This is a genomic window from Microbacterium sp. Beta (genome assembly GCF_005502545.1).
Classification (GTDB): domain Bacteria; phylum Actinomycetota; class Actinomycetes; order Actinomycetales; family Microbacteriaceae; genus Microbacterium; species Microbacterium oxydans.
The window spans coordinates 126,415-149,439 of record NZ_SCOG01000005.1; the positions used below are offsets into that span (position 1 = coordinate 126,415).

Annotated in this window: 20 protein-coding genes and 1 riboswitch; of the genes, 7 read left to right on the forward strand and 13 right to left on the reverse strand. The window is 67.6% G+C overall.

All coding sequences use genetic code 11. The annotated features are described in order from the left end of the window. The first annotated feature begins 37 nt into the window (after positions 1-37). On the forward strand, positions 38-970 hold the full coding sequence (locus tag FFS56_RS07430; RefSeq protein ID WP_137772071.1) for a nucleoside hydrolase: 933 nt from the start codon (positions 38-40) through the stop codon (positions 968-970). Between the two features lie 3 nt (positions 971-973). Here the strand turns inward: FFS56_RS07430 and FFS56_RS07435 are convergent, their stop codons facing one another. Next, complete coding sequence (locus tag FFS56_RS07435; RefSeq protein ID WP_127011452.1) at positions 974-2,029, reverse strand: LacI family DNA-binding transcriptional regulator; 1,056 nt, start codon at positions 2,027-2,029, stop codon at positions 974-976. A gap of 105 nt (positions 2,030-2,134) precedes the next feature. On the opposite strand from FFS56_RS07435, the gene FFS56_RS07440 reads away from it, so the two are divergent. Beyond that, positions 2,135-3,550, forward strand: coding sequence for an MFS transporter (locus tag FFS56_RS07440; protein WP_127011453.1), 1,416 nt, complete (start codon positions 2,135-2,137; stop codon positions 3,548-3,550). A 358-nt stretch (positions 3,551-3,908) separates the two neighbouring features. Here the strand turns inward: FFS56_RS07440 and FFS56_RS07445 are convergent, their stop codons facing one another. Continuing rightward, positions 3,909-4,481 carry a dihydrofolate reductase family protein gene (locus FFS56_RS07445; RefSeq protein WP_127011454.1) on the reverse strand — a complete coding sequence of 191 codons (573 nt, stop codon included), beginning with the start codon at positions 4,479-4,481 and terminating at the stop codon, positions 3,909-3,911. Continuing rightward, complete coding sequence (locus tag FFS56_RS07450) at positions 4,478-5,554, reverse strand: GNAT family N-acetyltransferase (protein WP_233437355.1); 1,077 nt, start codon at positions 5,552-5,554, stop codon at positions 4,478-4,480. The genes FFS56_RS07445 and FFS56_RS07450 overlap by 4 nt, the downstream gene beginning before the upstream one ends. Positions 5,555-5,700: 146 nt before the next feature. Here FFS56_RS07450 and FFS56_RS07455 point away from each other — a divergent pair, with 146 nt between their 5' ends. After that, on the forward strand, positions 5,701-6,339 hold the full coding sequence (locus tag FFS56_RS07455; RefSeq protein WP_046748012.1) for a hypothetical protein: 639 nt from the start codon (positions 5,701-5,703) through the stop codon (positions 6,337-6,339). 17 nt (positions 6,340-6,356) lie between these two features. Here the strand turns inward: FFS56_RS07455 and FFS56_RS07460 are convergent, their stop codons facing one another. The 4 genes from FFS56_RS07460 to FFS56_RS07475 form a co-directional block, all read right to left on the reverse strand. Beyond that, complete coding sequence (locus FFS56_RS07460; RefSeq protein ID WP_046748013.1) at positions 6,357-6,659, reverse strand: hypothetical protein; 303 nt, start codon at positions 6,657-6,659, stop codon at positions 6,357-6,359. Next, on the reverse strand, positions 6,656-6,922 hold the full coding sequence (locus FFS56_RS07465) for a hypothetical protein (RefSeq protein ID WP_046748014.1): 267 nt from the start codon (positions 6,920-6,922) through the stop codon (positions 6,656-6,658). Before FFS56_RS07465 ends, FFS56_RS07460 begins: the two co-directional genes overlap by 4 nt. 304 nt (positions 6,923-7,226) lie before the next feature. Next, entirely contained in the window at positions 7,227-8,030 is an 804-nt protein-coding gene (locus FFS56_RS07470) for an SDR family oxidoreductase (protein ID WP_046748015.1), read from the reverse strand. Beyond that, positions 8,027-8,524 carry a MarR family winged helix-turn-helix transcriptional regulator gene (locus tag FFS56_RS07475; RefSeq protein ID WP_046748016.1) on the reverse strand — a complete coding sequence of 166 codons (498 nt, stop codon included), beginning with the start codon at positions 8,522-8,524 and terminating at the stop codon, positions 8,027-8,029. Before FFS56_RS07475 ends, FFS56_RS07470 begins: the two co-directional genes overlap by 4 nt. A gap of 236 nt (positions 8,525-8,760) precedes the next feature. Here FFS56_RS07475 and FFS56_RS07480 point away from each other — a divergent pair, with 236 nt between their 5' ends. Beyond that, positions 8,761-14,739 carry an LPXTG cell wall anchor domain-containing protein gene (locus FFS56_RS07480; protein ID WP_137772070.1) on the forward strand — a complete coding sequence of 1,993 codons (5,979 nt, stop codon included), beginning with the start codon at positions 8,761-8,763 and terminating at the stop codon, positions 14,737-14,739. A 9-nt stretch (positions 14,740-14,748) separates the two neighbouring features. Here FFS56_RS07480 and FFS56_RS07485 read toward each other — a convergent pair whose 3' ends face one another. Both FFS56_RS07485 and gap read right to left on the reverse strand, forming a co-directional pair. Further along, entirely contained in the window at positions 14,749-15,303 is a 555-nt protein-coding gene (locus FFS56_RS07485; protein ID WP_058630916.1) for a TlpA disulfide reductase family protein, read from the reverse strand. Beyond that, complete coding sequence (gap, locus tag FFS56_RS07490) at positions 15,296-16,327, reverse strand: type I glyceraldehyde-3-phosphate dehydrogenase (protein ID WP_046748018.1); 1,032 nt, start codon at positions 16,325-16,327, stop codon at positions 15,296-15,298. The genes FFS56_RS07485 and gap overlap by 8 nt, the downstream gene beginning before the upstream one ends. A 199-nt stretch (positions 16,328-16,526) precedes the next feature. Here gap and FFS56_RS07495 point away from each other — a divergent pair, with 199 nt between their 5' ends. Beyond that, positions 16,527-17,144, forward strand: coding sequence for a 2Fe-2S iron-sulfur cluster-binding protein (locus tag FFS56_RS07495; protein ID WP_164734054.1), 618 nt, complete (start codon positions 16,527-16,529; stop codon positions 17,142-17,144). Positions 17,145-17,168: 24 nt separating this feature from the next. Here FFS56_RS07495 and FFS56_RS07500 read toward each other — a convergent pair whose 3' ends face one another. Next, entirely contained in the window at positions 17,169-18,320 is a 1,152-nt protein-coding gene (locus tag FFS56_RS07500) for a calcium:proton antiporter (protein WP_046748020.1), read from the reverse strand. Between the two features lie 138 nt (positions 18,321-18,458). Beyond that, entirely contained in the window at positions 18,459-18,743 is a 285-nt protein-coding gene (locus FFS56_RS07505) for a hypothetical protein (RefSeq protein WP_046748021.1), read from the reverse strand. Positions 18,744-18,881: 138 nt separating this feature from the next. Continuing rightward, positions 18,882-18,946: riboswitch (guanidine-III (ykkC-III) riboswitch) on the forward strand. A 179-nt stretch (positions 18,947-19,125) separates the two neighbouring features. Between FFS56_RS07505 and FFS56_RS07510 the strand changes: the two genes are divergently transcribed. After that, the gene (locus tag FFS56_RS07510) at positions 19,126-20,841 is read left to right on the forward strand and encodes a cytochrome bc complex cytochrome b subunit (protein WP_127011457.1); all 1,716 of its coding nucleotides are present in this window, start codon (positions 19,126-19,128) and stop codon (positions 20,839-20,841) included. Beyond that, positions 20,819-21,475, forward strand: coding sequence for a hypothetical protein (locus FFS56_RS07515; RefSeq protein WP_127011458.1), 657 nt, complete (start codon positions 20,819-20,821; stop codon positions 21,473-21,475). The genes FFS56_RS07510 and FFS56_RS07515 overlap by 23 nt, the downstream gene beginning before the upstream one ends. A gap of 192 nt (positions 21,476-21,667) precedes the next feature. On the opposite strand, the gene FFS56_RS07520 is transcribed toward FFS56_RS07515, so the two are convergent. Continuing rightward, a complete protein-coding gene (locus tag FFS56_RS07520; protein WP_164734055.1) occupies positions 21,668-22,663 on the reverse strand; it encodes a Clp protease N-terminal domain-containing protein in 996 nt (331 codons plus the stop codon). Next, positions 22,663-22,905 carry a hypothetical protein gene (locus FFS56_RS07525; protein ID WP_046748024.1) on the reverse strand — a complete coding sequence of 81 codons (243 nt, stop codon included), beginning with the start codon at positions 22,903-22,905 and terminating at the stop codon, positions 22,663-22,665. Before FFS56_RS07525 ends, FFS56_RS07520 begins: the two co-directional genes overlap by 1 nt. Positions 22,906-23,025: the final 120 nt, after the last annotated feature.

The window sequence follows — 23,025 nt, forward strand, 5'->3', positions numbered from 1 at the left end:
GTAAACGTTTACGCACGAACATCTGCAAAGGAGCACCATGACCACTCCCGTCCTTCTCGACTGCGATCCGGGCCACGACGACGTCTTCGCGATCTGGCTCGCGGCCGGAAACGACGCCATCGACCTGCGCGGTGTGACGACCGTCGGCGGCAACGGCTACCTCGAGCACACGACCCGCAACGCGCGGATCGCCCTCACGGTCGCCGGGGTCACGGACGTGCCGGTCGCCGCCGGTGCCGACAAGCCCCTCACGCGTGAACTGACCCCCGGGGCGTGGATCCACGGCGAGAACGCGCTGGGCGGTCCGGTGCTCCCCGAACCCACGGTGCCCCTCGATCCGCGCCACGCCGTCGACTTCCTCGCCGACACGCTCGCCGCTTCGTCGGAGCCGATCACGCTGATCCCGACCGGTCCGCTGACGAACATCGCGCTCCTGCTGCAGCAGCGCCCCGAGGTCACGTCGCAGATCAAGGAGATCATCTGGATGGGCGGCTCGACCGGACGCGGCAACGTGGGCGCGTACCCGGAGTTCAATGCCTGGGCCGACCCCGAAGCCGCAGCCGTCGTGTTCGCCTCCGGACTGCCGCTGACGATGGTCGGGCTCAACATCTCCCACCAGGCCCTCATCACCGAAGAGGTCATCCAGCGCATCGGTGCGGTCGGCAACGACACCGCAGCCTTCGGGGTCGAGCTGCTCCGGTTCTTCTGCAGCACCTACGAGAAGGCGGAGGGCATGCCCGAGGGCCCTCTGCACGACCCCATCACCGTGGCCATCGTGATCGACCGCGCCGTCGCCTCCGTGCAGCGCTGCCATGTGGACATCGAGACCACGGGCGAGTTCACAGCCGGTGCGACCTGCGTCGATCTCCACGACATGCTCGGCAAGGAGCCGAACACCGACGTCGCGATCACCCTCGACGTGCCGAAGTTCTGGAACCTGGTCACCGACGCCGTCGGCGCGCTGGCATGAGGATCAGTGCGTAGCGGCGGGCGTCGTCGATTCGGCCACGCGCAGACTCGGCGCGAGGCGACGGAGAACGTACGGGGCCTCGGGGTCTTCCATCCGTCGCACCAGGGCCTCGGTCGCCTCCTGAGCGAGCCCGTCGAACGGTTGCACGACGGTCGTCAGCCGCGGTTCGCAGACGTCGGCGAGCATCGTCCCGTCGAAGCCCGTCACCTGCACATCGGAGGGAACGCTCCTGCCCGCGCGCTTCAACGCCGCGATGGCGCCGGCCGCGACGAGGTCGTCTCCGGCGATGATCGCGTCGGGAAGAGGCCCGCGGGCGAGCAGCTCTTCCGCGGCCCGCTCTCCGAAGGCGAGCAGGTACTCGCCGAAGATGTTGTCCTCGCGGGACAGCGACCGGGTGCGGACCGTGGCCTCGAACGCGGCGCGTCGCTCACGGCCCACCGAGGTGACGTCGTTGCCCGAGACGAGCACGACCCGACGCGCTCCGCGGGAGGTGACGTGGTCGACGGCGAGATCGATGCCGGCGTCGTTGTCCACTCCAACGAAGTCGGCGGACAGGTCGATCACGCGGCGGTCGAGCTGCACCAGCGGCACTCTGCGGGCGGTGTCCGCGACGGCGTCGTACGAGAGCTCGGCATCGGAAGGCACGACGAAGATCCCCTCGACGCGACGTTCGACCAGCATGCGGAGACGGTCGCGTTCGCGTTCGACCTCACCGTGCGAGTCGGCGATGACGAGATCGAAGCCGCGGCGCTGCAGATGGTCTTCGAGGCGGTGGATGAGCTCACCGTAGAAAGGGTTGCTGATCACCGGGACCACGACGCCGATCGTGGCGCCGCTGCCCGCCCGCAGTCCGCGACCGATGAGATTGACGCGATAGCCGAGACGCTCAGCGACCTCGGCCACGTGCTCGGCGGTGCGGCCGGAGACGCGGTCCTTCCCGTTGAGGGCCCGCGAGACGGTCGCGATGGACACCCCGGCGGCTGCCGCCACCTCGTGCAACGTGACCGACGCCTTCTTCACCACGACACGACCCCCCATCGGTGCCGCCGTCGACACCATCAGTCAAAGATATGGCGTGCGTAAAGGATTACGCACGCGATCAGCCCCCCGATCAGCCACCGACCAACCACCGACAAGCCCCCACCAGACACGAAGAAGTGAGCAATGACCAACCACACTGAAGCTGTTCGCACCCGGACGAACGTGGTGGCGCTGATGATCGCCCTCCTCGCCGCCTGCCTCGCGTTCCAGCTCAACGCCAGCATGCTGAGCCCCGCGCTGGTGACGATGGAGCGCGAACTCGACGCCACCTCCACCGAGATCGCCGCGACCCAGACGGTGTTCTTCACAGCTGCCGCGCTGTTCACCCTGTTCCTCCCCCGCCTGGGTGATCTGATCGGACGTCGACGGGTTCTCGTCGGCATGCTCGTGGTGATGGCCGTGGGCTGCGTCGTGGCGGCGCTGGCCACGAACGTCCCGATGCTGTTCGTCGGCCGGCTGATCCAGGGCGTGTCGGGACCGGTCGTTCCGCTCTGCCTGATCATGCTGCGAGCTGCGGTGAAGGATCCGAAGGCGTACGGCACCCTCCTCGGTGTCGTCACCGCCGTCAACGGAGGGATCGCCGGAGGTGACGCTCTGCTCGGCGGATATCTGGCGACGAACCACGGCTTCGCGTCGATCTTCTGGACCATGGCGGGTGTGGCGATCGTCGCCGCCCTGACCGTGCGCCGGCTCGCCCCGGAGACCATGGCCGATGACCGTCCCCGCATGGACTGGTGGGGGTCGCTGCTGCTCGTCGTCTCGGTGGGATCGATGCTCGTCGCGCTCAACGAGCTCGGCAAGCTCGCCGGCGCGGACCTGCTGCTCGTCGTCGTCCTCGGCATCGTCGCGGTTGCATCCTTCGCCGCCTTCTGGAAGCTCGAGGGACGGATCGCGGATCCGCTCGTGTCGATCCCCCAGCTGAAGCAGAGGGCTACCTGGGCACTGAGCGCGACCTCGCTCCTGACCCTGTCGGGGATCTTCGCGATCATGAACGGCGTGGTCCCCGCACTCGCGCAGGACACCGCGATGAACCTCTCGATGAGTGCGGAGGAGGTGTCGCTGTGGATCCTGATGCCCTACGCCCTCGCCGGGCTCCTCATGGGTCCGCTCAGCGGTCGGCTCGCAGCCACGGTCGGATACCGCACGATGCTGCGCATCGGGCTGGGCGGAACCGTGCTCGTGCTCGGACTCATGGTCGCCAATGTGGAGACCTCATCGCGATTCGTGCTGCTCCTCCTCTCGATCGCGGTCGGGATCACCTACGCGGGAATCGGCAACATCATGCTCAACGGTCTGGGTGTCGTGCTCTCGCCGAAGGATCGCCCCGGTTCACTCCCCGGCCTGAACACCGGCGCCATCAATCTCGGCGCCGGGCTGAGCTTCGTCGTCATCTACGCGGCGCAGACCTCCTTCGCCTCGAGCGAGGTGCCGGCGGGCGGATATGTCGCGGCGCTGATCACCGGGGCCGTCGTCCTCGTCGGCGCGCTGGTGTTCTCGATGTTCATCCCCAAGCCGGTGAGCGCGGAACTGCCCCGGTAGGTCGTGCGCCGATGGGCCCCGCCGGAACCGCGCGAGGGCCCATCGCTCGTCGAGATCCCAGGGAACATCCGTCTACGGTACGAGGCCGTGCCTACCTGCGGCCGATGCGCTGCCTGTTCTCGTCCGCGAGTATGGGACCGTCCCCTCCCAGAGAAGGCCGTTTCGTGACTTCGCAGAACTCCAGTCCTCCTTCCAGTCCCAGCCCCCGTTTCGCTCTCGCTCTCGCTGCCGTCGGGCTCAGCACGTCCGCGCTTGCGCTCGCCGCACGTGCGGCGAGCGCAAGCGCCGAGAACCCGTCCACCGCTAGCGAATCCCGGGGTGCCGCTGGCGACGGGGATGGCGGTGCCGCGCCGGCCGGTCAGCGGGCGACGTCGTAGATGACCTTCACGACGCCGTTCGAATAGGCGGTCGATTCGCGCAGCGCCAGGCGCTGCTCACGGGGTCCTGACGGGAAGATCCTCTTGCCGGAGCCGAGCAGTACGGGGAACATCAGCAGGTTGTACCGGTCGATGAGATCGGCTTCCGCAAGGCGGAGGGCGAGCTCCGCGCTGCCGTGGATGAAGATGCCGCCGCCGTCACCGCCGCGGAGTGCCGCCACGTCCTCGGCCGAGCGCAGGATTCGAGTCTCGCCCCAACCATCGACCAAGTCGTCTTCCGTGAGAGTCGCGGAGACGACGTACTTGGGAAGATCCCGATAGGAGGCGTGGTCTTCCGACTCCCGCCAGATCGGAGCGAAGGCTTCATAACTCCGTCGCCCGAACAGCAGAGCCGTGGTGTCGGCGAGTTCCTCCCCCTTCAAGGAATAGGCGTCCGGATCGAACGGCGTGCGCATGACCCATCCACCGCTCGGGTGGCCTTCGACGGCGCCGCCCGGAGAGTCGACGATGCCGTCGGCGGTGATGAAGCCGGTGTAGACGAGTTCGCGGGTCATGTTTCTTCCTCCTGCTCGGGGTCGCCGTTCGACCCTCTCATCCTGACGTCGAACGGGAAGCTCTGGAATCGACATTTCTCGTGAACCTGCGATGCACCGCTGTGGACGCTCAGCCCAGCGGACCTTCGAGAACCGTGAGGACGTCGACCTCGGTGAAGCCGACCGATCGGTTGAGGGCGAGCATCGGCGCATTCGTCGGCGCCGTGTAGGTCTGCAGGAATCGTGACGCCGAGCTCTCCGGGAGGGTCATGAGCAGTCGCAGATTGGCGACCTTCAGGGCCCGCCCGATGCCGCGACCTCGCACCCGCTCCTCGACGAAGGTGTCGTCCTGCAGCACGATCGTCGGGTCGGGAGAGCAGGATCTCCGTGTAGCCGACGGCGTTCCCCTCGATTCGTGCGACGCTCCGCACGAGCGCATAGCCCTGCTCCGACATGCGCTGCTCGTTCCGGCGAACCGCTGCGACGTCGGCAGTTGCTGCAGTTCGGGTGAGGTCGCCCATCGGCACGTCGTCCGACATGTGTGTGCGAAGCCGCGCCCAGTCGGCGAGCAGCTCGTCCGGACACGCGCCGACCCACGAGACGACCTCGATATCAGGGTGCGCAGCGGGCAGGCTTTCGAGCGTTCCCGCCGGCAGAGGCAGGTCGACCACCTGCCGTCTCTCGCGCATACCGACCCGCAGCCCCTCCGACTGCGCGAACGAGACGCCCGCTTCGGAGTACGTCTCGGTGCGCACGAGTGTGGCGGTGCCGCGCACTGCGTCGCGGACAGCGCGGAGCAGGGCGCGGGCGATCCCGCGGCGACGGAAGCGATCGAGAACGGCGATCTCGACGTCGGCCGGATCTCCGGGGTGCACGTGGGCCTCTGCGGCACCCACCGGCACTCCGCCGATCTCCGCGAGCAACAGCACTGACCTGCGGGTCGGATGCGGGTTCTGGAACTGCCGACGCGTCGCCTCATCGCTGCGAGACCACACCTTCCGGCGTCCGGCCGCGTATCCGCCGCTGAGGATGCCGTTCCACTGGTTCAACAGCGCGGTGTTCTGCGGGTCGACATGCGTGATGCGGATATCCATCGAAGGTCGTGACGCTCTCGGCTCGGGGTCGGACGGTGCCTCACCCAGGTTGCCACGCGGTTGGGCCGATCGCTCGACTCGTGGGCTCCCCGCGGCATCTGACAGGGTGGGTGCAGGACCTGTCCCCGACGATGAAGTGGTGAGCGATGAGTGGATCTGAGACCTCGGGGGTGACGGTCGAGGGCGTGTCATCGCGGTGGTCGCCCTGGTGGCTGGCATCCGGCGGGCTGTTCGTCGTCTCAGCTCTGCTGGCAGCTTTCCGCAGTCTTCCCGGGTCCCTCGATGTCGAAGCTCTCGTCGGGATGTCGACAGCGGCCACCCTCGCCTTCAGCCTCGCGCTCGTCGCCGCCGGGATCGGAGCTGCGCGCCGTGACGACACCCCGCGGTTGCCGAGGGCTGCGGTCGTCTCCTTCTTTCTTCTCGCGGGCTGGCTGCCCATCGGTCCGCTGTTGCTGACGGCATCGTTCGACTTCAGCTCCGCCGTGCCGATCTACGTGAACGCCCTCGTGGAACTGGCGCTGTCGGGGACGATCGTCGCCGGAGTTCTGCGCAGCACGCTGGTGACACCCTGGAGGCTCATCCCGGCGATCGCGCTCGCCGCGGTGGTGCTGGGCTCGCTGATGGAGGTCGCCGTCATGTCGGGCGGCGTATCCGACCAGAACGCGATGATCACGGTCTCCAACGTGCTGATCCTGACGCGCATCCTCGCCACCGGAGCCCTGGCCGCCGTGGCGCTCCGGGCCGCGCGTGCTCGGCCCGGAGCGGTGGTCGTGTTCGGCGGATGACCCTCGGACAGCGATCGTCAGGCAGCCGAGACGTACCCCTTCGAGGAGTCGTCGTCGACCAGTACGTAGGTGAGCACGCCTGCCGCATCGCCGCCCGTGTGTCTCCACACCCTTTCGTGTGCGCCGGTGGCGTAGTCGAGCACGATCCAATCCGGGGCGTGCGGGTCGCGACGTCCGACCACATAGGAGGTGCTGCCGAGACCGACGGACCCGAGTCGGGCGATGAACTGGTCCCCGTTCAGTGTTTCGGGTGGAGTGCGGCACAGCTCGGTCGGGCGGATGCGCATCGTCAGGTCGGCCTCGCCGGCCCTCCCCCTCATGCGACGTCTCCGGCGCGGACACCGAGCTCGCTGGTGTCGTCGAGACCGTGCGCGTCGAGATAGGCGCGGATCGTGTCATGGACGATGCGGATCTGCGCCTCGTTCCCCATCGCGGCCTGCATCGTTCCCATCGTGGGGGCGGGCTTGCCGTTCACCCGGTCGAGAGCCTCCCAGACGATGTCTTCGCGGGAGCCTCGGCCCATCGAATGCGGCATCGAGCTGAACACCGGGTTCGGCTTCCAGCCGTCTCGGGTCTCCTTCATCAGTGCTTCCTCTCGTCTCGCCGGGCGCCGTCGAATGCGGGCGCGCTCGGTCCTGTGCGCGGGCACGCCGAAACCATCCCGGGACGATGCGCCCCCGATGGACGGCATGCTCGTCCTGCGGCCAGGTGCCTTCCCGAAGAGCTGTCGGATGTCGATGAAGGGAAAGACGATCTGGCCGTCCGGTTCTCTCCGACAGTAGCACGCTATTTTTAGTCATTCAAAATAAGCGCGGGGACGCCGCGTGAGGGATACGACGAGAAGGCCCGATCCGTGAACCGGATCGGGCCTTCTCGTCTCGCGGGGATCAGTCGCGCGGTGCGTCGTTCCAGGACCAGATGTCGTCGCCGCGCAGCACGGCATCGGCTCCGCCGTCGCAGTAGATGGTCTGGCCCGCCATGTGGGTGTTGACCGGGCTCGTCAGCCACACGAGCAGTTCGGCGATCGAGGACGCCGGCTGGTGGTAGTTCAACGGCATCGGCACGGCGGCGTCGACCTGCGCCAGTCCCTCAGGGCTCGCAAGCAATCCGGCGGTCATCGCCGTGATGACGGTTCCCGGTGCGACGGCGTTCAGGGGGATGCCGGCACCGGCCCATTCCTCCGAGACGGACGCGCGGCGGACCCACCGCGACAGTGCGCGCTTGCTCGAGGAGTAGTTCAGGAATCCGCCCTCCGGCGTGGCGGCTAGCTGGTCTCCGATCTCGAGCGCGCGGTTCTCGTCGCCGCTCAGCGCTGCATCGACGAGGTCAGCCGAGACGGGCTGCAACGAGGCCATCGAGGAGACGACCGCGGCACGAGGCTGGTCCGCCAGGCTCAGGCTCGGCAGCAGGGCGGTCAGGAACTCGGTCACGCCGAAGTAGTTGATGGCCATGGTCTTGGCGATGGGCGCTGAGATCCCGGCGCACGCGATGACCGCGTCGATGCCTCCATCGGCGGCCGCGATCACTGCGTCCGCGGCGGCGAGGCGGCCTGCGGGCGTCGACAGGTCGCCCGTGACCTCCACTCCGGCCAGATCGACGCCGATGACGGAGTGTCCCTGCGTGCGCAGCAACTCGGCAGTGGCTGCGCCGATACCGGATGCGGCGCCGGTGACGACATAAGTGCGGGTCATTGTTCCTCCAGGGGTGGTGAGACGGGATCGGACGACCGGGATATGGTCGCGAGCGTCGCCCCGGGGAGGGCGGCGACGAATCGGCTGAGGTGGGCCTGGAACTGGGTGATCTCCTGTGCGGACCACCCCGCGAGAGCTCCGCCGACCATCTGCTGCCCGGCGTCGACGAGGCGCGCATACGCCACCCGCCCGGCATCCGTCAGCCGCACGTCGACCGTGCGTCCTGATCGGATCCGGTCGAAGAGTCCCCGAGCGGACATGCGCGAGACCAGCTTCGAGGTGGTGGGACGCGACAGTGCCGCCCGATCGGCCAGGTGGCCGAATCCGAGCGAACCCCCGCTCATGCCGACCAGATACAGCGCCCGCACCTCGAGAGCGTCGAGGGAGTCGTCGACGCTCTCGGCGATACGCACCTGCAGCTCGCTCTGCGTCCACTCCGCGACCACTCGGACCAGCGCGTCACGGATGTCATCGAGCTCGTCGTGGACAGCCATGACTCCATAATAACAGCTCAGTTGCGTGCGGCAACTATTGGTTTCCGCGGCCTCTCGTCCTCACCCCGGCAGGATGAGGACCTGGAGAATCCCCCTAGAACGGCGCGGACTGACGCTCCTATACTCGCCAGAACATGAACACGTGGTCTCCGACCCGGCCTCATCACTGATCCATCGACCTGTCGGCGGCCTGCACTCCTTCGTTGCCCTTGTGGCTTCCCCACGAAACGAGCACCATGTCGACGACGTCACAGCCCATTGAGGGTCGACTGCGGAGATTCCTCCTCTCCCTCGTCGCGGTCTTCGCCCTGGTCGGCGCGGGCCTCGTCGTTCCCCTGGCAGCCCAGGCGGCCGAGTCCTCGCTCCGCATCGACAAGCGCGTCGACGGGCTGGATACGCAGGACACCCTCGGCCCCGGAGATGAGTTCACCTACACGGTCGACCTGGTCTGCGACGACGTCGACTGTCTCAACGTCGTGCTCACCGACACGCTCCCGGCGGAGTTCGCGGGGTTCCAGTTCGTCGGATCCTCCTATACGCCGTCTGACCTGCCGCTCACCGCGACCACCACGGGGTGCGTCGAGGAGAACGGCGTCCCCGTCGAGGTCAGCGACGACTGCACCGTCCGCGTGGTCTTCCAGCAACCGGTCGATGGCGGTATCGGGCTGGAAGCGGGCGGGACCCTCAAACTCAGCGTGGTGCTCCGGGCACCCCTCGATCTGCCCGCGGACTGGCAGTACAACGGCGACACCGTCACGAACACGGCATCGGCCGACTGGGACAACGGTCCAGGCGACCTGCCGGCGACGATCACGGACTCCGCGGATGCAGTCGTCACGGTCGACACCGTCATCGGGGTCGAGGCGAGCAAGAACTGGACGCCCGCGTCCCAGCAATTCGATCCGGGCGAGACGTCGGAGATCACGCTCGGCGCGCAGAACCAGTCGAACATCGGCGCGGAGACGCTCGTCATCCAGGAGCCGACGACGGCAGCCGACGGCGCGACGACGCTGGCGTCCGACAACCCGTTCCGCGTCGTCGACTTCCAGGGATTCGGGGCGACGACCCTGCCTCCGGCAGCGACAGCCGTGCAGGTCGACGCCTATGTCTACGACGAGGGATCCGGCACATGGAGCTGGCAGGCGGGCACGCCAGGGGCCACCCCGGCTCTTCCCACCGGTGTCGCCCCGGCAGACGTCGGGGGCATCCGGCTGACGTACTCGGGCGGCACGATCGGCTCCGATGCGACCGCGTCCACGGCGTTCTCCGTCGGTCAACGCGCCACGGATCGCAACGACGGCAGCACGCTCGCGACCGGTGACTCCGTCACCAACAGCATCACCTCGACCGTCAACGCCCCGGGCGGAGCGACGGCGAGCGACGACGCCACCGCGCCCTACGAGATCGGACCGCTGACGATCGGGGTGCTCGCGGGCAAGACGATCACCCCCGCCGAGCTCGCGGCAGGGGGCGAGGCGACCGCCGAGCTCACGGCGACCAACACCTCGAACGGTCCCGTGGACAGCCTCACCATCTCGGATCTGGGCTTCTTCGACGCGGACATGGTGTTCGGCGGATTCCCGTCCGGCATCGACTACCCCGCGGGAGCGACAGCGGGAACCATCACCTGGTACATCGACGGAGTCGCCCAGGCGCCTGTGCCGTTCGCCGACTCCGCGTCTCCGGCTCCGCCGTCAGGGACCGTCACCGGGTTCGTCATCGAGTTCACGGGGGAGATCCCCGCGAACGCGGCCGCCACGATCGACGTCGCGATCGACCCTTCCCTCTCGTTGGTGAGTACCGAGGCGCCGACCCATCAGCGCACGAACACGATCGACGTCACGGCTACGAACGACGTGGGAACGGCAGATGACTCCGCCTCCGCCGACATCGCGGTCTACTTCCCGCAGATCGATGTCGCGCTCGACAAGCGGATCAGCCCGAGGGGTGCGGTCGAGCCGGGGAACAGCGTCGTCGCGAGTCTGACCGCCACGACGGCGACAGGTGTGGCGCAGGTCGATCCGACGCAGATCGTCGTCGAAGACACCTGGCGTGAAGACCAGGTCGACGACTTCTGGAACGCGTTCGACCTCGTGGGCATCGCCCCGACACAGGTGCCGCCGAACACCACGGCGACCGCCGAGTATCAGCGCCCGGACGGCACTTGGGTCACGCTCGCCACGGTGAGCACCGGAGCGACGGCGCAGACATTCCAGATGAGCCGCGCGGAGTTCGCAGCCGCCCTCACACCTCCGGACACGCCCGCAGACGTCACCGGCGTCCGCTTCACGTTCGACAATCCGGACGGCTTCGCCCAGGGCTTCAGCGTCGAGCCGAACCTCGTCTTCGAGGCGCGGACGGACCTGCGCGACGGATCGGGCCCCACCGACCCGCGTGACGATCCCGAAGACGAGCAGTCGGCGCAGCGACCCACCGTGTACGAGAACGAGGCCACGGCGCAGAGCCACGGCGATGTCGACGGCCTCCCCGACGGCATCGACAGCGCCGTGGTCACCGATCAGGACACGATCGGCGTCCAGACGCCGGCGACCGGCGAGGGCGCGGGAGTCGACGCCGAGAAGCGCTGGGTCGAGACCGGAGACAAGACCACCGACGTCGACTTCGTCGATGCGCAGTCCGGCGCCATCGTGTCCACCCGCAACGAGTGGCGGACGGGGACCCCGGGGATCGACGTCCTCAACCTGACGGATCCCGCGACCGCCCCGGACACCGATCCCGCCGGCGCGGCGACGACTGTCTTCCAGGCGTTCGATCTGCTGAGCATCGACCCCGTCACCCTCGCCGACGATCCGCTGCTGGCCTGGGACGACATCACCGAGGTCTGGCTGTTCGTCGACGGCGCGTGGACACCCATCTCTGCGCCCGGCGGTTCGTGGATGGGAGCGGACGGGTTCATCGGCTACACCCTCACCCCGGAGCAGACCGCCGGAACCACCGGTGTGCGGCTCGTCTACCGTCCGGATGACGCCGCCCGCACCGCCAGCTCCGACCCGACCAGGCCGGAACCCGGCTCCGGGCTCGCCACCTCCGCCGTCGGACAGTACCGACCGACATTCCTCACGTGGGAGCTGCGCAACGTCGTTCGTGACGACAGTGCCACCGCCGACCGCTGGGTGAGCGCCGACCAGACCTTCAACGACGCCGACCCCGGAGTCGTGTGGAACACGCTGCGCGGGGATTGGACCTCGGCGGCAGGGAACGGCAGCGACACGGAGCGCGACAACATCACGCTGATCGATCAGCCGCCGCTCGTGTCCGTCGACAAGACCGTCACGCCGGCGACTGTGACGATCCCGGAGTCGGCTGATGTGGACCCCGCGAACTATCCGACCGTGATGTTCGACATCGCCGCCAGGAACGACAGCACGGCCCGCGCATCGTACGTGCGCGTGACCGATCCGATCCCGTGCACGCCCGGAGCGGCGGACCAGTGTGTGAGCGCAGCCGATGCCTGGGCGGATGACCCCTTCGACGGGGCCGACTACGACGCGGGGACGAACCCCTACGAACGGCTCGACGTGCTGTCGCTCGCGTTCAGCTACCCTGCCGATCAGGTCGACCCGGCGACCTCCACCGTCACGCTGTGGGATCGCGCCGCCGACGGCACCCTGAGCACGCGCACGATGTCCGTCACGGCAGCGTCATCGCTCGCCGAAGCCGACCTCGCGACCGTGGTCGGTGTCAGTGTCGTCTTCCACGGCATCGACCCCGAGACCGACGGTGGAAGCATCCGTGCCGGAGAGGCTCTCGAGGTGCAGATCGAGACGCGCGTGCGACAGTACGAGCGCTCGGATGCCGGCCAGCTCGTGGAACCGGGCACCGTCGCCAATGACGTGATCGCCCAGTCCTATGATCCGGTGCTCACCCCGTCCGGCTCTGCGTCCAGGCCCAACGACACGGCCAGGGACACGGTCGAGTTGATCGGTGCGTTCCTCGATGTGACTCTCGCGAAGACCATCACCCCGGACGCGATCCTCGAGACCGAGTTGGCGAACCCGGTCACCGTGACGCTCGATGCGACGGACGGCGTCTCGACGGCCGCCACGCAGCAGGTCACGATCACCGATGCGGACGCCGAGTTCTGGAACACCGTGCGCCTCGCCCCCGATCCGGCACTGAGCGTGGTCCTCCCCGCCGGCGCCGATCAGGTGCGCATCGACGTCCTCGTCGGGACGACCTGGGCGGAGGGAGCCTTCGCTGCGACGGCCGCTTTCCCCGCCGGAATCGATCCGGCGACGGTGGTCGGGGTGAGGGCTGTGCTCCGCAACGCCGCGGGCGACGTGTTCTCCCGCAACGCGCCGCCGGACGACTGGACTGCTCAGCTCTCCTTCGACGTCGTGGTGCTCACCACGCAGCGAGACGGTTCGCCCCTGGTGCTGCCCGCCACCGTCCCGAACGCGGCGACCGCGGAGAGCGCGAGACTCGACGGCCTCTACCCTGCGGCAGAAGACCAAGGTGACGCCGAGCTCGCCATCGACCCGGGGACCCACCAGCTCGACGTCGTGAAGTCGCAGCCGGGAACGAGTCATGTGGTGTCCATCGGCGCGAGCCTGCCCTGGACGCTGCAGTTCACCAACACGGGAACGGGCTTCGTCACGATCGACCAGCTCACCGATCAGCTGCCGGAGTACCTCGACTGGGACTTCTCACCGCCCACCTATCAGACCTCTGCGGGAGGAACGCTCTCCACCGACGTGTCGGCTCTGATCGACGACACGGGCAAGAACGTGACGTTCACCTGGCCCGAGGGCGGTGACCGAATGTCTCCCGGCGAGGTCTTCACGATCACGGTGAACCTGGTGCTGGCTCCGGGGCTCGCTCTCGATCAGTTCACGACCAACAGCTTCGTCGTCACCACCGCTGAGGACCTCGACTCCTGCACCAATGCCTCCGGCAACGGCGAGGGCACGGTTCCGGATCTCGCCGCCGACCAGTGCGGGACGACGAACTACGTGCAGCCATCGCCCGGTGGCGCGCTCGCCGCATACAAGTACGTCAAGGGTGAGATCGACGGCGATCTGGTCGATGGGCAGGTCAACCTGAACAATCCGGACGCTGCCTGCCCGCTCGACCCCGATGGGTACACGCGCACCCCCTGCGCCGCTTACACGGCCGTGGGTGCGACCGACGACTGGCGGCTGTCCGTCGTGAACGGGGGCACCGTCGGGTTCCCGACCGTGTCGATCGTGGATCCCCTGCCGAGGATCGGTGATCGTCTGCTCGCGACCGGCACGGCGCGCAACAGCACCTACGCGCCGGTGCTCCTGCCCGACTCGCTCACCGCGAACGTGCTGCCCAGCGGTGCGGTGTTCACTCTCGACGTCACCACCTCCGCTTCCCCGTGTGTGGGCACCGGACCCACCTCTGCGTGGTTCGACGACCTGCTCTGCGACACCACGGCAACCTGGACTCCGGCCGACTCCTACGGCGGAGCGTGGGAGGACGTCACCGGCATCCGCGTCATGATCGACTTCACCGGTACCGCCACCGGTTCGTTCGGCCCCGGCGACGTGCTGTCTTTGCACTACGAGACGCAGAACGTGCCCGAGTCCACCACCTACCCCGACCTCGCCCCGATCGCCGTCCCCGACGCGGGCGGCATCGCATGGAACCAGATGGGCGCCGTGGGGACCGACGCCGGGGGCCGGGAGTACTCGGTGGCCCCTGTGCAGGCCGGGGTCCTGCTGCAGGACGGCGATCTCGCGGTGCAGAAGGTCGTGGTCGGCGACACAGGGCGGGCGCCCACCACCTTCGACTTCCGACTCGAATGCTCGGTCGCGGGAGTTCCCTTGGCGCTCCCCGCCGGCGGGATCATCACCGTCTCGGAGCAGAGCCAGCTGAAGGGGCGGCTCGACGCTCTGCCACTGGGCTCGACCTGTGTGGTCTCGGAGGTCGGAGACGTCGGAGCCCACGGCGAGCAGTCCCGACTCGGAGACGGTCAGACCGTGACGATCACGACACCCTCGGTGGCGGACGCAGAGCCGCCGACGACCCAGACGGCGTCCATCACCAATGTGTACCCGATCCTGCCCCCCGACCCGGTCGTGCCCCCCGGCCCGCTACCGGACGGTGGCGGCGGGCTCCCGACGACAGGGGTGGACGGAGCCTCCGCGTCGCTGCTGGCCGGTATCGGGGTGCTGCTGCTCCTCGCGGGAGCGGTCCTGATCCGTCGTCGGCGAGGTGCCGTGAGCTAGCCCTGGGCGTCAGGTGCACGAACCGTCGACGTCGCAGGACTCCCCGGTCCGCTCCGCCCCGCCGGAGATCGACGGGGCGGAGTATGGAGTCTGCTCGGCGAGGAGTCGCCCCAGATACGTCCCGAGCGCCAGCTCGTCCACGGCGCCGAACGCGATCTGCCGCACGCGCCCCTCCCTGTCGACGATCATCATCGACGGCGTTCCTCTGAGGCCGTAGTGCTGCATGGTGGCGGGGATGGCCTGACCGTCGATCGGGCGGTCGATCGCCACGGGGAACTCGATACGGTACTCCGACAGGAACACCTCGAGCGCCTCCCTTCCCATGACCTCGTGATGTTCGAACACGGTGTGAAGCCCCAGGACCACGAGCTCGCTGCGGTCGAACATGCCGTGGAGGCGCTGAGCGAGGGGAAGTCCGTGGCTCACGCATCCGGGACACAGCATCTGGAAGGCCTCGACCACCACCACCCGTCCGTGGAGCGATTCCGGGCTGACCGGAGCGCTGTTCACCCATTCCGACACGTCGAGGGTGAACGCCGCCGTGTCGATGGTCGACTCAGGCACGCGCGTCCTCCTCGCGTGCCGGCAGCCGCTCGGCGACATACTCGGTGAGGTCTGCCAGGCGGTTCGAGTACCCCCACTCGTTGTCGTACCAGGCCGAGACCTTCACCTGATCGCCGATGACCCGGATGAGTCCGGCGTCGAGGATCGACGAGTGCGGGTCGGCGACGATGTCGGCGGAGACGATCTCCTCCTCGGTGTAACGGAGGATCCCTTTGAGCGGGCCTTCGGCGGCGGCGCGGTACGCGGCCTTCACCTCATCCACAGTCACGGGCCGCGAGGCGGTGACCGTGAGGTCGGTGATGGATCCCGTGAGCACCGGCACCCGCAGCGCGAAGCCGTCGAGCTTGCCCTCCAACTCGGGGATGACACGGCCGATCGCCTTGGCCGCCCCGGTGCTGGTCGGCACGATGTTGACTCCTGCGGCGCGCGCGCGCCGCAGGTCGGAGTGCGGGCCGTCCTGAAGGTTCTGGTCGGCGGTGTACGCGTGCACGGTCGTCATCAGTCCGGCCTCGATCCCGAACGCTTCGTGGAACACCTTGGCCACAGGGGCGAGGCAGTTCGTCGTGCAGGAGGCGTTCGAGATGATGTGGTGCCGTTCGGGATCGTAGGTGTGCTCGTTCACGCCCAGGACGAAGGTTCCGTCGTCACCGGTGGCCGGGGCCGAGATGATCACCTTCCGGGCTCCTGCCTCCACGTGCTTCGCGGCGAGTTCCGCCTTCGTGAAGAGCCCGGTGGACTCGATCACGATGTCGACACCGAGCTCGGCCCAGGGCAGGCGTAGCGGATCGCGCTCCGAGAACACGCGGATCGCCTGTCCGTTGACGAAGAGGTGCGCCTCATCATGCTGCACGGGTCCGGCCAGGGTGCCGTTCGCCGCGTCGTACTTGAGCAGGTGCGCGAGCGTGCGCGTGTCGGTGAGGTCGTTGACGGCGACCACCTCGAGATCCGATCGCTTCGCGAGCAGGGCTCGAAAGTAGTTCCGTCCGATGCGACCGAAGCCGTTGATGGCGATTTTGGTGGTCATGATGCTCCCTCCGTGCCGGTTCCGGCGCCGTGATATTTTTGGCCTATGCCAAAAATATCACGGCCGGAAGACGTCGGCACGGATCCGTGCACTCGCGAGCGGAGACGACCGCGAGATCCAATGCCGGAATACCGAGGGTGGGGACGATCCGAGAGCCGATGATGCTGATCGATCGTCAGAGCAGGGGAAAGGGACGTTCATGACCAGGAGCCGAGGTTCCATCGACAGCATCGTGCGCTATCCGGTGAAGGGACTCTCCGGCGTGCCGGCACGCGACCCCGTTCGTCTCGATCCCGGTCGTGGTCTCCGCGGGGACCGGGCATTCGCGATAGCCCGCCGCGACTCGATCGATGCCACGGCCCTGGCGTCCATCGTGGCCGACCTGGATCTCGAGCAAGCGGATGCCTCGGTATGCGGTCCGCCGACTTTCGCTGCCGCCATGCGCGCCCTGCTCGTGCAGTCGGGGTTCGCTCCCGAGCGCGTCCACGTCGACCTCTTCTCCTCTCCGGCGAGTTCGGAGTGGGGGCCGCCGCGCGTGCCTCGCGCCGACGTCCCGTTGCGCGTCGATTCGGCTGCGGGCTCCTTCGTGTGGGAGCCCGCGGCGGGAAGCCTGTTGAATGCCGCCGAAAGTGCGGGTCTCGACTGGCCGAGCGAATGCCGTGTCGGAGTGTGCGGTACTTGCGTGCGTACCGTCACACACGGTGAGTTCGAGTATCTCAACGAGCCGTTGTGCGAGCCGGGGCCAGGGCGCGTCGCCGTCTGCAGTGCCGCGCCGCTGACCCCTCTGCGCCTGGACGGCGCAGCTCCCGGAACGTGACTCCGGGGCACTCCGCTTCGGAGGTCAGCGGAAGAGGACCACGAGGTAGACCCCGAAAGTCACCAGGTGTGCGGCGCCGTGCATCGCCGTCACGCGCTTCGCGGCGAAGGTCGTCACCGACAGCAGCAGTGTGACGCCGAGCATCAACAGGTTCGCCGGAGACTCCGCGAGCACGACCGTCTGGCCGGTGAACATGCCGATGATCAGCACGGCGGGGATCGTGAGTCCGACCGTCGAGACGAGCGCACCGTGGCAGAGGTTGGTGACGCGCTGAGCTTCTCCGCCCAGAGCGGCGCGGACCGCGGTGATCGACTCGGGAAGGAACACGATGCCCGCGATGAGCACGCCGGCGAGGGCGACCGGAGCGCCGAGGCGGCCCAGCCCGTCGTCGAGCAGTGCCGCCATGTCGTGGGACAGGAGCACGATCGGGATGACGGTGACCACCAGCAGGGCGAGCCGGACGAGGACCTCCGTGCGATGCTCGGCGAGAACCTCACGGATCCCGCTGTTCTCCTCCGTGTTCTCCTGGCGTTGCGGGCTCTGCAGCAGAACCGGGTCGACTTCGGTGAAATCGCCCGCCTGCGCGCCCATCTGCCGATAGAGGAAGAACGCGTAGAGCGCGAGGGTGAGCACGATGATCGGGATCTCCTGCGCCACCGTGTAGGACCCGTCCGTGCCGATCAGGGCGGGGAGGCCGAAGGCGAGCGCGACGAGCACGACCAGCATGGACAGGTACGCGGAGGTGCCGGTGCGGTTGTGGGCCATGCCGCGGTGGCGGAGTCCGCCGACGAGGAGGGCGAGCCCGATCACGAGGTTGAGGATGATCATCGCGACGGCCATGACCGAGTCGCGGGCGATGGTCGCGTGCTCGCCTGGTCCGAGCATGACGGCCGAGATCAGGATCACCTCGATCATGACGATCGAGAGCGTGAGGACGAGCGAGCCGTAGGGGTCTCCGAGGCGGTGCGCGAGGGCTTCCGCTTGCTTCACGACGCCGAACGCGCAGACGAGGATCACCGCGATGATGACCGCGAGCGCGATGACGAGCACCGGGGTGGGCACGGGAGGCTCCAGTACCGGGTGGAGGAGAAGGAGGGCGGCGAAGGCTCCCCATCCCAGGACGACGCGGACGATATCCGTCGGGCCGATCAACGTCTTCAGTTCCGTGCGTGACATCGCCGGACTCCTTCGGGTGGGGCCGTCCCCGAATGATGAACACGACCGGGTCGTCCCGGCCGCGGCGCTGAGTCAGCGCACTGCATCTGATGGTACGCGGTCGGTCGCGGCGGTGGCCTCGCGAACGACGGCGATCTGTCACTCCGGAGCGGAGGACTCGGAGAGCATGCGGATGTAGCGCTCCACGTCGCGGCGGAACGCCGATTCGCGACGTCGACGGTGCTCTACGCATACCCATTGCGCGGTCGCCCACGCGAGGAATCCCGTCGAGAGGAGTAGTTCGAGCCAGATCCCCTGCGGGCCGACGCTGAGGGCCGCAGCGCTGACCATCGCGAACGAAGCGCTGCACAGCACGAGTGTGGCGCGGGCGGTACGGGGTTCGCGGGATGCGATCCAAACCGGCCAGGCGGATGGGTGGTTCACGGGAGACTCCTGTCGGGGTCGTCCCCGGTCTGTCTCACCGTCGGAGGTCGTCCCCCGCCGTCGTGTCCTCTCCAGGGTAGCAAACACGGTCCGACGATGGCCGATCCCGTGGAGCCGTCCGTTGTCTGATAGCTTGGCGGCAGGTTCGTTCCTGAACCGGCGGACGAGGGCGCAGTACCCGCACAGCGACAAGACTGACCAGAAGGTCGTCCCGTGTTGCCAGGTGCGTGTGGAACCACCCTGAATCCCGCTCGCCGTCCCCCGTGGACGCCTCTTCGTCGCGCCCGTCGGCGGACGTCTCGCGCTACCGATCGGTCGCGCGCGTTCCTGCATGCGCAGCCTCAGAGCTCCCTGGCCCGCCACCACCGAAGAGGACCGAACCATGTCACGTGAGTCTCCGACTCTGGATCAGACCGCGCAGAAGAAGGAGCCGCCTCTGGGCGGACGCTTCGTCGGTGCCGCGTCGAACTACCTCGACGAGCGCACCAGCGTCTCCGGACTCCTGAAGGAGCTGAGCCGAAAGGTCTTCCCCGACCACTGGTCATTCATGCTCGGCGAGATCGCTCTGTGGGCGTTCGTCGTGGTGTTCATCTCCGGCACGTTCCTCACGTTCTTCTTCCAGGCGTCGATGGTGCCGACCCACTACACCGGCGCCTACGCACCGATGCGCGGGATGGAGATGACGGCGGCCTTCGACTCGGCGCTGCGCATCTCGTTCGACATCCGCGGAGGACTCCTGGTGCGGCAGATCCACCACTGGGCAGCGCTCGTCTTCGTGGCAGGCATCGGTCTTCAGATGCTCCGAGTGTTCTTCACGGGCGCATTCCGCAAGCCGCGCGAGCTCAACTGGGTGATCGGATTCGTGTTGTTCATCCTCGCGATGGCGGAGGGTTTCACGGGCTACTCGCTCCCTGACGATCTGCTCTCCGGCAACGGACTGCGCATCATCGACGGCATGATCAAGGGCCTCCCCCTGATCGGCACCTGGACCTCCTTCATGCTGTTCGGCGGCGAGTTCCCGGGGACCGACATCATCGGCCGTCTCTACACGCTGCACATCCTCATCCTTCCGATGCTGGTGATCGCGTTGATCGTGGTGCACCTGATGCTCATGATCATCAACAAGCACACGCAGTTCGCCGGCCCCGGCCGCACGAACGACAACGTCGTGGGTTACCCGATGATGCCGGTGTACGCGGCGAAGATGGGTGGCTTCTTCTTCATCGTGTTCGGGGTGATCGTGGTGCTCGGCACCTTCTTCCAGATCTTGCCGTTCTGGATCTACGGTCCCTACGACCCCTCGCCGATCTCGGCCGGCACGCAGCCGGACTGGTACATCGGGTTCGCCGACGGTGCGCTTCGGCTCGCACCCCCCAACTGGGATGTCGTGATGTTCGATCGCACCTGGTCGTTCGGCATCATCGTCCCGGTCGCCGTGATGGGGCTGTTCATCGTGACGGTCGCGATCTACCCCTTCATCGAGGCGTGGGTCACCGGCGACAAGCGCGAGCACCACATCGCACAGCGCCCCCGCAACGCGGCCACCCGCACCGCGATCGGCGTCGCAGGCGTCATCTTCTACGCCGTGCTGTGGGCTGCCGCATCCTCCGACCTCATCGCGACGCACTTCATGCTCACGATGGAAGGCGTCATCCACACGCTGCAGGCGCTGCTGTTCCTCGGACCTATCCTCGGCTACTTCATCACCAAGCGCATCTGCATCGCGCTGCAGAAGAAGGACCGCGAGATCGTGTTGCACGGCTTCGAGTCGGGCCGTATCGTCCGCCTCCCCGGCGGCGAGTTCGTCGAGGTGCACCAGCCCGTCGACGAGTACGACCGCTGGAAGCTCATCGACGTCGACATCTACGAGCCGCTCGTGGTGCGTCCGAACGCGAAGGGTCGCATCCCGTGGACCGAGAACGTGCGCTCGGCCGTATCCCGGTGGTTCTTCGAAGACCGTCTGGTGCCGCTCACGCAGGCAGATCTAGACGCGGTCGACGCGGGGCACGGGCACTACGGGGAGCCGGAGAAGACCGTTGATGAACGATCCGAGCACGAGGCCGTGGACAGCGGGAATGCCGACTCCCGAGAAGGCTGACCGCTGGCGTCCGAGCGCGGCGCACGCACTCGCCGCGTGCGGCGTCGCGCTCGGCTTCCTGTTGGGCGGTTTTCCGGGAGCGTTCGGGGCCTTTGTTGTCGTCGTCGGCATCGCCGCGGTGCGACGTGCACGGCGGCAGCATGCTTCCATTCCGAGATCGGAATGCACCTTCCTCGTTCTGGATGGAGTCGGGGTCGCGATCGCTGCGATGCGCTTCCGGATGGGCGACGGGGATCCGGAGCGTATGACGGAGCATCTGCGTGAGCGCGGATGGAGCCTCCTCGAGCCACCCTTCGATGGGCCGCTCGGGGCGTTCGATCGTGTCGGCGTCGCTTTCCAAGGCGACCGGAGTCTGATGGTGCGTGACCTTCACGGTTTCGGTGTTGGGCCGACCCTCCTCGCCGATCGCATCAGCGACCTGCCACGGGGATGGGGGCGGGCGGCGCAGGAGTCGGGCTACGTCCTCCTTCTCCTCGACGACGGCGCACAGCCGGGTGCGGCGCCGGTGCTCGGAACCTATGCGGTCTCGAAGGACTGGGCCGCACTGGCGGTCAGTGATGGAAATTTCCCGGTCAAAAGGAAATTTGACTTCCCCTGGATTCTCACTATGGTCGGAGGTTACGCCAGCCACTGAAGGGGAAGCGAGACACCATGTCCGGAAAGACCAAGAAGGCACCGCAGCTCACACTCAAGGAGAAGCGAGCCGCGAAGCGCGAGAAGAACGCGCCGGCCGAGTTCATCAAGCCCCGCAAGGGCGCGAAGGGCTGAGCGGACTCGACCCGGTGGGCGCGTCGGCGAGTTCTGCGCGATGCGCCCACCCGGGGTTTCAGCGGAACACGCGCGTGATGCCGCTCTCGGTCTGGGTGAGCTGGAAGTAGGTGAGGACGTGCGCGACCGGCCGCCGGACGGGGCGGAGCACGCGACGCCGGATGCTGTGCAGAATTCCTCGTCGGGGTCCCCTGACCTCCCACGTGAGCGTCACATGGATCTGTATTCCCCCAGCGGCATGTTCGAGCGCGAATGCGAGCACCCGTGACGTGTCGACACTCGCGTCCGGATAGGTGAAGCGCCAGGTTACGAATGCGCGGTCCTCGAACCGGTCCAGGAAGATCCGCTGACGTACGTAGGTGTCTTTGACGGACACGTTCTTGCCGTTGCGGACGGTGATCGTCCGTGCCTCCCAAGGGCCGGTGGGTGCGATCGCTGAGCCCACCTCGCCCACCCCGTGATCCCACTCGGGAATGCGGGAGGCCGACGACAGCAACTCCCACACGTGCTCGATGGGGGCGGGGACGAAGATCGAACGCTTAGCGGAGAAGCTGTTCTCATCGATCCTGTCTGTTCGCGCGGGATCGACGACCCGCGTGTCGTCGAGGCGAGATCTCAGCGCGTCCGGGTCGACATCGAGTCGTCGCAGGATCTCTTCGACGAGACCGCTCGGCTCATCCACGAGCGCGCGCAGCACCGCTGCGGAGTCGCCGCGGCGGTCGCCACTCGACGCCGCGGTCCACACCGCGAGCGCCCGGTCCGTCCACTCGTACCCCGAGGTCTCATGGAAGACGATGCGGCCTGGCTCGTCCACACCTGTGGCGACGCCCACGGATTCGAGCTGAGCGGCGTGCTGAGCCGCGACGGCCGCGCGGGCCGTGTCGAGCCCGGCACCCATGCCGCGCAGGATCTGACCACCCGTGTCGGGATCGATTGTCAGAGCGAGCAGAAGATGATCGATGTCGGTATCACGCACCCCGAAGCGTGAGGCCTCTTCCATAGAGGCCAGCGACAAGGTGTGCATCGTGGCAGCCGCCTGCACCAATCGGCTCATCATCCCCTCCGCGGAATCTCGATGGACGGATCGATCCGCTTCGAGTGCTTCTTGTGCACGGCCTGGCGGGTCACTCCCAGGGCGTCGGCGATGGACTGCCAGCTCATGCCGGACCGCAGCGCGGCTTCGACTTGCCGCAGTTCGAGCGCATCCGCGAGTCGGCGCAGAGATGCGACCGCGCGCAGCCCTGCTCGGGGATCGGTGGTGTCTGCAGCGATCTGTGCGACCTCGAGGGATTCCATGCTGTCAACCTACGTTGCTCATCCCCGCGCTGTCAACCAAGGTTGCTCACGTTCTCCGTGTTCGGGATTAGTCGCCCGTCGTCCGGGTGTCAACGGTCCTGCGGACCCGCGGATTCCGTT